The sequence below is a fragment of the Vibrio sp. 10N.247.310.17 genome, from assembly GCF_041466605.1.
GTDB lineage: Bacteria > Pseudomonadota > Gammaproteobacteria > Enterobacterales > Vibrionaceae > Vibrio > Vibrio tasmaniensis_A.
On record NZ_JBFSTC010000024.1, the window covers coordinates 48,739 to 57,730 of the forward strand.

Here is an 8,992-nt window from a genome sequence, read left to right on the forward strand (position 1 = left end):
AAGGCTGCCACTTTCCCTCTGAAGTTCTTCTCGAAACCGTACGTTATTATCTCGCCTATAAACTCAGTTATCGTGAAATTGAAGAGATACAATTAGAGCGCGGAGTCGTTGTGGATCACGCTACTATTAATCGTTGGGTTATCAAATTTACACCAGTATTGGAGCATAGAGGGAGGCGTAGAAAGAAGCCGGTGTCTGACTCGTGGCGTATGGGTGAAGCAGAAAACACGTCAAGCACTAGGTTGGAAGTCAATGGAAGGAGCCTTGGCAAGTTTGCATGGACGAGAAGTGTGGACGATGTATAAACAAGAGCAGATAGATGTTGAAGGTCAGATGGCCTTTGAGAGATTCTACGCACTCGTAATATAATTGTATCTGTAGAGTTGGTCTGTCACGCCTCTAACTAGATTTGCGACAAAACCGCTAACAAATAAGGATTAAAGTGTTGCGCAGCCAACCCTAAATCCCTAGTGTTGAACAAGCCCGAAGCCACTTTATTAAGTAAAGAGGGGCATTGCGCCTTGAACTGGTCTATTCACGCTGGGCACCAAGTCAATGACTTTCCATACCTGTAGTTATTCATGAGTTGCTAATTTAGCAAAATCACTGACACAGAAATATCCAAAAACGTCACAATCTGAATTTTAACACATGGCATTTTCTAGCTCGAAAATGCCACAAAGCAAGCTAGAGTAAATACTATTTCATTGAATCTAGTAGCTTCGGAGGCTTTCCCTTCGCGAGAATGAGGAATCTAATCCATGCTTCAATTTCAGATTTTGTTCTTAGTTTATTCTCTCTTTGCCAAACTTCCTTAGTGCTCGGTACGACTATCTTTTAGTCGCTACCATCTGTCCGCTTGCCGACAGTTTTGAGGTGATTCATTAAGCTTTTTATAAATAAGTCTACTATTTGATCTACATCATATTTCAAACACTTATGTATAGCGTAGCATAAATGCTTATAAGTTATGAATATAGCAAGCATCGAATGGTAAAGACATATATTTCGATGACGCAGATGTTCTAGATATAAGAAATAGAGAGACCCGTTAATAGTGAACGACAAACAGCTCAACAATGACTATCCAGAATCAGCAAATTTAATATCAACCACCGATCCTAAAAGCTACATAACTTATGCTAACCAGGAGTTTTGCGATATAGCTGGATATGGTGAAGAAGAACTGATTGCCAACCCTCACAATTTGGTACGCCACAAAGATATGCCAAAAGCGGCATTTAGACAGATGTGGGACTATCTTCAATCTGGCAAAAGCTGGATGGGACTAGTAAAAAATCAATGTAAGGGAGAAAAGCACTATTGGGTATCTGCTTTCGTCACCCCTATCAAAGGTGTAGATGGCTCTACAATTGAGTATCAATCTGTTCGAACTAAGCCTACCGAAGCGCAGACCGATCGAGCAACCAAGCTCTATCAAAAAATAAATACTGGCGCTTATAAAGTTAAGCCAAGAGTCGCGTTTCACAATATTGCAGCTGCCTTTAGTACCATTCTCGCTCTTATTTCTATAGCATCAGCGACGATACAACCGACCATTCCTGCCTTATCGATAGCGCTTATCAGTACGATTTTAATGTCACTGGTGTTTATACAGAGACACCGCTTCAACATCGCTAAAGAGTTGGCAAAGTCGATCTATGACAACCCCCTGATGGAAATGCTATACGCAGATCACTTTGATGATTACTCGCGCCTTGAATTAGCACTAATGATGAAAAGTGCTGAACTTCGCGCGGTCTGTGCCAGAGCAACAGAAACTTCAGGTGATATCTTACTTTCTGCTGAAGACGAGCTCGGCACCATTCAATCCGTAGGACAAAGCCTCGACCGCCAATGCCATGAAACTGAACAAGTAGCTACTGCTATTGAAGAACTTAGCCATTCGATTGATGATGTGGCCAAATCAGCGGGCAATGCCTCCAAACTAGCTGAGGAAGCAGATAATGAATCAAAAGAAGGACTTCGAAGTATTAAGAGCACAATTAATGAGATCAACTCATTAACCCATGAACTGGCACAGACTCGTTCTATCATCACCCAACTTGCACAAGACAGCCAACAAATTGAAACGATTCTTAAGCTAATTACAACTATTTCAGAGCAAACCAATCTTCTTGCTCTAAATGCTGCAATTGAGGCAGCCCGTGCTGGTGAAGCTGGTCGTGGTTTCGCAGTTGTTGCCGATGAGGTACGGAACCTAGCTTCGAAAACAGGCGAGTCTGCGAATGAAATTCACTCTATGATTGCACAGCTTCAGCAAACAGCAAACCGTGCCGTTAATTCAATGGAGAAAGGTGGTGAGTTGTCAGTTCGATGCAAAGAGCAAGCAAATGAGAGTGGTAATGTCTTACAAGCTATTTCTGATAAGCTAAACATGGTTTCAGACAGTAGCATGCAAATCGCCACAGCGGTTGACCAACAAGCGATAGTAACTCAGGAAGTAAATCGTAACGTTTCAAACATCAAAGCACTAGCAAACGAAACTTCAGCGACCTCTCAAACATCAATCGAACGCACGGGCGTATTGGTTGATCGAATAAAAGCATTACAACGTTTGATGAAGCAATTTCAGTAAGTCTTAACTAAGCAAGAGCTGCAACTACCGCATGTCAGAGCGTTGTAGAGCTTTTCGTTGGCTGCTTTTAGCCATTGTTCATCGCTGGGCTAGTAACTTTATGGACATTGCTCACAATCATTTAATAACTGTTCAGTTAATCTTTATAATTTAAAGTGAACATGTACACTTGTGTATCAATATCTTTAAGTTCACTTTAAGGTTCATTCCATGAAAATTGGTTATGCTCGTGTTAGCACCCAAGACCAAACGCTCGATGTTCAACTTGAACAACTTAAACGTCTTGGTTGTGAAAAAATTTACCAAGAGCAAGCGAGCGGTAAATCCTCTGATAGAGAACAGCTTAACCTGTTGCTGGATTTTGCAAGGGAGGGAGATGTTATTCATGTTACCAAAGTCGACCGCATTGCTCGAAATACCATCGATGCTTTGCAAATTGCCGATCAACTAGCGCAAAAGAAAGCGGGTTTGGTGTTTCATGACTTGGGGGATTTAGATATCAATAGCGATGTAGGTCGAGTTATTTACACGACCATATCGGCGTTTGCTGAAATGGAAAGAAAACGAATCTTACAGCGCTGTAATGAGGGAAGGGAGCGTGCACGCTCTGAAGGTAGGCACCTCGGGCGATTTCCTGATAAGAGTCTTCATCAACGCATTCAAGACCTTACAGAGCAAGGTATGAATAAACATGCGATCAGTAAAAAGTTAGAATGCAGTCGAACTACTGTTTATAAAGTTCTAGAAGGTGTAAAGATAAATGATTGACACCTGTTACGTTACGGGTTACATTGTAAAGGTTGCAAATACCGACCTCTATGTGAACTGCGTAGGCAAAATATATTCAATAGCTAGGTACGAGTTCTTTGATAACAAAAAAAATTAAAAAGGAATATCAAATGGATATCATTAGCTTAATGAAAATATTTAACAACTGCCTATGGAGGATCTCATTTTGGCTATCAAAAATTTTTCGCATAAAGGGCTTAAGCAATTTTACTATGACGGAAACGAAAGTGGCTTAAACCCAAATCACATCGATAGCATTGCGTTTATACTGGATGCTGTCGATGCTTCACACCACCCTAAAGATCTGAAAGCAATTTATAGAGATAAATTTTCTGAAAAGAAAGGTTCTGGTAAAGGGGTTTACAGTATAAAAGTTAATGGAAATTGGCGAATAACTTTTCAAATACAAGATGAAGGCGCTGAATTTCTTGATTATATCGATTATCACGGGAAAAAAATAAAAGCCCGATAGCTGCCTAATAAAAGATTAGGTTACGGGTCACGATATATGTGACCTTAGTCTATCTCGTTACATACAAGGTAGGCTTTAGGAGAGTAGAAATGAGAATGACGAGAAAACCATCACATCCAGGTAAGTTTTTTAAACACACTATTTTGGATGAAAGAGGAATATCAATTACCGAAGCAGCAGTGAACTTAGGTGTAACAAGAAAAGCACTAAGTGAATTTGTTAACGGTAAAGCCAAATGCTCACATGCAATGGCTAGACGCCTAGCAGAAACGACCGGAACTGGCGTTGGCATTTGGATTATGATGCAAGCTAAATTAGATACTTGGGAAGCTGAAAGCATGGAAATAGAAACACCAATTATCCCATTTAAAACACAAGCTTAATTGTTAATGAGAAAAATATAAAGAACACCAAATAGTAAAAGTAGAATCCCAATAAAAACGGCTCTCAATAAGGAGTCGTTTTTGTGTTTAATGCACAATATGTTATAGCCAACTTTTGAGTGGTTTTTGCACACTTCCTTTCTCTAATAGCTACGAGATCGCAAAAATCACTCACTTTCTTCTTCTAAATCCCTCTGAAGGACGGCATCTTGGCCGATTTCCTAATAAGACGCTTCATACGCGTACTCAAGAGCTTGCAGACCGAGGAATGAACAAGCATGCGATCAGTAAAGAGTTAGAGTGCAGTAGGACTACGGTCTATAAGGTTTTAGGAAAAAATATCTCTCTTTAGAATCGCGAATAAAGCTGTTCTTTAAATGAGTAAAGAGCTGACTGACGTTGCTTCGTTCTGTCGGCTTCATACTGACTCTACATGCAAGCATATAGCAGCCAGCACGAACCTACCCTTGATAAAATAAATAAATTTTCAGAATTTTAATTTAATTATTGTTGCAATGATTAAGAGGCAGAGAGAATGAAAAAAGCAATAATGAGCCAAGTTCAGAAAGAGGTCTTAAGATGTTTGGCCAAGGCGTTCATCAAAGGAGTAAAATAAGGTAAGTCAACCGTCATCAACCTGGCCGTCAATCAAGTGCTTGGGAGAGATATTCACCCGAACAACTTCCGAGTTTCATGTAAAGCTCTTGAAGAGTGTGGACTGGTCATGCGCAAAAAAGTGGAGCTAGATTGGTACATCAATATAACGCCAGAGGGGTTTGATAAGGCACTCACCTGGCTTGATTAAACGATGCTTCTGAAACTCATTTTTGGACAGAAGCTTGTTAATGCCTTTGCTAAGTTAGCGAGTCATGAATAAATGCAAGTGTAAAAGTCCCTTAACTCATTGCATTGTATTGATTGGAAAGGTCAGATACTGGGTGCTCCCAATTGATGAACAATTCCAAATCATCGCAGGGAGCAACCGTAATACCCTTAAATTATGTATGAAGAGGTGCTAACTGATAGCTCTGGCTAAGAACAGCTAAAAGCACTGTTCTTAGTTGAATTACTTGAAGTAATAAGAAAACACGAGTTCGAGGGTATCAACATCACCTGCTAAATGATGCCATTGTAGATCTGACTTAATTTGACCAAAGTCCAATACATTCACGCCGACGCCTATGTTGGGGTGAACATTATCCTCCACCTCGAAATCTTCCGCGTGGTTCGAACTTGCATCAAGATAACCTAAGCCCAAACTGAAGTACGGGGCGAATTTATCGCCCCAAAGCTGCGTAACTCGATAAACAAAGTTAAAGCTGTAATGTTGGTAATCGACCGTCATATCATTATATTGCGTATGTTCTGCTTTCAAATCGACACTATTTAGCCAACGATAAGTAAACTGGATACTCGCGTTATTATCAAATTGGTACCCTAAGCTACTTCCGAAAGAAAACTGACTGTTACTTTCCTGACTCCACGCGTTGTGGTCAGTATCTGGCTCTAACCATGAAATCCCAGGATTAGCTGTTACATATATTCCGTTATTCTCTTCTGCAGAATGAGCGAAAGGAGAAACACTTAACAATAGTGGGACGACCACTTTAACGGCAAGTGACTTTTGATGTCTAAACAGTGCGAGTATCGTCAATAGCAGCGTGCTTAAGAACCCTATAGAACCACCACTGCTGGTTCCCGCGATAACCTTCCCCCCATAAGGAACACCGGCTTGAATATGAAGATTAACGGTAGCAGGGTAACTATGTCTTGTTCCAATATCTGTAACATCATATTCAAAGCTATCATCGCCTATAAAACCAGCGTCAGGCGTGTAAATGAATTCACCAGTCTCCTTAAGTGTTACCGACCCATGCATTGGTTGTTTATAGATTCGCGCAGTTAAATCTGCATAAAAAGGAGCTTGTGTATTTGCATCATCTGTATCGTTAAGCAACACACCTGGTGCAACAATGGTATCAATACTGTCTGCGTAAAGTGAGTAGCTATCATTATTAGCAACTGGCGCAGCATTGTTAGGGATAAGAGTCCAACCTGTGGAGAGAATTGTTATTGATACTTTTGCTTGGCTCGTATTGATTGAATAATAAAATTCATCATTGCCATAATAATCAGCATCAGGTTGATACTCAAAACTGCCGTCTGCATTCAATGTGACACTTCCATACAAAGCATCTTGGTCTAATGTAGCGGCTGCTGAATTTTCATTGGTATCATTTTTAAGCACTCCATCTTGGCTAGATACAATCAACTTAGTATCTTGATCAACCTCATAGCTATCTGGGTGAGCATAAAGAGATTCATGTTTTTCGAATGCGCCAATGTCGATACTCAACCCCTGTGGGCGGGTTTGCTTGAGGTAATCTGATATGATTGAGCTTCCATCGGCATATAGCGCTTTAGCGTCGTCGCCTTTATCAACAAGCGCTATTGAAAGCGTGTTTGGAACGAAACAATTAGTTGTAACGCACCCTGCAAGTGACAGGCCAGTATTAGGGGTGTCATCGACACCAGGTGTCGAAATAAAGTTATTGTTGTTCTCTGATAATGGGTAAATAGTTGTATCGTCCCAATCAGTTGGATAAATTGCAGAGCCAACATTATTTGCACCATCGATTATAACGAGTAGATTGTTATTGGCTATAAGCTGAGCACTATTGATTAACTCTATATGGGTCGCTTTGTAAGTAGCAGGGTCTACATTTTTAGTAATAGTCGGGTAATACAGCGTACTATTGGTTAGCGTCAATTTTCCTTTATTGACATAGATTGGCCAACCTCTATTAGCATCCCTTCCATCAAATAAAGTATTTATAATTTGTGCATCAGCTTCATTAAATCTAAAAGTAGAATTAAATAAGCCTTTAAATATACTATCTTTGATGACTGCCGTTGTGCTGCTGCCTGAACTATCTTGACTAACTTGAATAACATGACTGGCTGTGCTTTCAACCAATGGTCCATTAGATTCAAAAGCCGTATTTTCAATAAAAACATCACTATTAAAAATAAGGGTAGGTGCTGATCTTGGACCAAGATTTTCGAATATAAATGAATCTTTTATTGTAACCAAGCCATCTTGAGTAGACATGATGGATGCCTCTCCTTGCCTAGGCACTATCCTATATAGGATAACGTTATTGAGTGTTACATTAGCGTTATCGGAAAAGATAAAACCTGACATGTGTTCTGCCCACACATTTTCAATGGTGGCATCGATGGTGCGCCCTGCGGTATTTCGAGGATTAATGTCAAATAAAAGACCAGATGATCTTAGAATCAGATTGTTAGGATCATTCGGATAACCAGTATTAAATGAGCCAGTATCAGAAACCCAGCGTTGATGGTCATTAATGTGGACATAATCATCGCCTAATCCTCGAATGATAATATCATCAGTAATTGTCATTCGGTTGTCGGTTTGACCTGAAGGGACTTCACCCAAATTAGGCGAGATAGGTGCTTGTGCATTATATGAAGCCGGTATTTCGATAGTATCTAAACCAGGATTAGCATTGGCCTTTTCGATGAAATCTCGAAGTGAGCCTATGCCTTGATCACTACTTGTTGTTACCGTATAAGTGGCAGATTGTACGCTCAAAGAGCTAAAAAGTAGTCCAAATAAAATTATTGACTTTGGAGTCATATTACCATCCTTGATATCCATGAAAAAACTAAGCCCAGATTTTTTTAAGTTACTTGTAACCAACAACTTAGCTCATATATAAGAATATCACAACTCTCCCTAAGTAATGACTTTTGGAGATGTGTATACTTGGGTGCGGACGGGAGTTTTTTCAAAGTAATGTGTTTGCTTTACACATTAGCTAGTTCTATTACGATCTAGATGGGTTCTAGAACGTTTTGGGGCATTTCTGAGGTAGAATGTACCACGGGTAAAAATTCAGCCTGTGAAGGTTTTGGACAATTATCATTTGAAGAAAATGCTCTAATCGCTGTTATCACCAAGCGACTTTGTCGTTTTTAAGAGCAAAAACGCCTCACATCTGAGGCGTTTCACAGTTAATATATAAACTGAGGATTTATTTGAGTTTTATATGTTTGTTGGTCTATCAGTAATTCTTCACCTTAAATGTAAGGCTGAGTATTGTTGGCATTTTGAACGTCTTATTTTTGTGATAATTGCGGGGAACCCCCCCCCTTTTTTTTTATTTAGCAATTCACTACCTTAAAAACTATGGTGGACTTGGGCGTTACCCTTTGGGCAAGGCTTTTTGCTTGTATCTTTCACCTATGGCCTAAGAGTGGCATCACCCTGATGAGTCACTGCGTGCCGCCTCAGAATGTGCCTCTCTACAGTCCCTATCTAAAAGGATATCGCTGCAATCCTGAACGCCAGCGCCTCGTCATTCTTCCTCGTTGCCGTTCGTCGTACCTTCTCACTCCTTTCACTGACATCCATTAAGTTCGAGTAAGGGCTTGTTGCCTTATGTGCCGGTTTTCCTTTCGACTCGCATCATTTGATGGGGCTCGCAGACTGTTGACCCTCCTAAATCAGAACCTTCTCTGCAAGGGTGAATGAACGCTTCGCGCCCCTGCAGAGAAGAACCCTGTTTGAGGTAGGGGCAGCCAAGCGGCTCCATAAAGTGATACTCAAACAGAAAGGAAACTCCTCATGGCACAACGACACTCAAGCCCAACTCTCTCTAAACCGATGTTCAGCGACCAGCGTTTCGCCGCTGGGCACGAAAGCTCACCAAAAAATGA

6 protein-coding genes and 2 pseudogenes are annotated in these 8,992 nt (G+C 40.5%); 7 read left to right on the forward strand and 1 reads right to left on the reverse strand.

The genetic code is table 11. The features are described 5' to 3' along the window. The first annotated feature begins 213 nt into the window (after positions 1-213). The 7 genes and pseudogenes from AB6D80_RS09395 (at position 214) to AB6D80_RS09425 (ending at position 5,048) form a co-directional block, all read left to right on the forward strand. A complete protein-coding gene (locus AB6D80_RS09395; RefSeq protein ID WP_158007051.1) occupies positions 214-369 on the forward strand; it encodes a hypothetical protein in 156 nt (51 codons plus the stop codon). Between the two features lie 688 nt (positions 370-1,057). After that, on the forward strand, positions 1,058-2,599 hold the full coding sequence (locus AB6D80_RS09400; RefSeq protein ID WP_017100280.1) for a PAS domain-containing methyl-accepting chemotaxis protein: 1,542 nt from the start codon (positions 1,058-1,060) through the stop codon (positions 2,597-2,599). Positions 2,600-2,809: 210 nt separating this feature from the next. Further along, on the forward strand, positions 2,810-3,367 hold the full coding sequence (locus tag AB6D80_RS09405; protein ID WP_069591726.1) for a recombinase family protein: 558 nt from the start codon (positions 2,810-2,812) through the stop codon (positions 3,365-3,367). Between the two features lie 187 nt (positions 3,368-3,554). Continuing rightward, complete coding sequence (locus tag AB6D80_RS09410) at positions 3,555-3,860, forward strand: type II toxin-antitoxin system RelE/ParE family toxin (protein ID WP_029225531.1); 306 nt, start codon at positions 3,555-3,557, stop codon at positions 3,858-3,860. Positions 3,861-3,949: 89 nt separating this feature from the next. Then, entirely contained in the window at positions 3,950-4,243 is a 294-nt protein-coding gene (locus tag AB6D80_RS09415) for a HigA family addiction module antitoxin (protein WP_017101335.1), read from the forward strand. 193 nt (positions 4,244-4,436) lie between these two features. Beyond that, positions 4,437-4,595 (forward strand): annotated as a pseudogene (locus AB6D80_RS09420) (helix-turn-helix domain-containing protein); the annotation flags it as partial. Positions 4,596-4,778: 183 nt separating this feature from the next. Further along, positions 4,779-5,048: pseudogene (locus tag AB6D80_RS09425) on the forward strand (hypothetical protein). A gap of 261 nt (positions 5,049-5,309) precedes the next feature. On the opposite strand, the gene AB6D80_RS09430 reads toward AB6D80_RS09425, so the two are convergent. Further along, complete coding sequence (locus AB6D80_RS09430) at positions 5,310-7,910, reverse strand: Ig-like domain-containing protein (protein WP_017099404.1); 2,601 nt, start codon at positions 7,908-7,910, stop codon at positions 5,310-5,312. Positions 7,911-8,992 lie beyond the last annotated feature (1,082 nt).

Bases quoted from the DNA above. Each gene is read 5' to 3' on its own strand.
- AB6D80_RS09415 (WP_017101335.1), top strand. From the start codon at position 3,950: ATGAGAATGACGAGAAAACCATCACATCCAGGTAAGTTTTTTAAACAC.
- AB6D80_RS09430 (WP_017099404.1), bottom strand. From the start codon at position 7,910: ATGACTCCAAAGTCAATAATTTTATTTGGACTACTTTTTAGCTCTTTG.
- AB6D80_RS09405 (WP_069591726.1), top strand. From the start codon at position 2,810: ATGAAAATTGGTTATGCTCGTGTTAGCACCCAAGACCAAACGCTCGAT.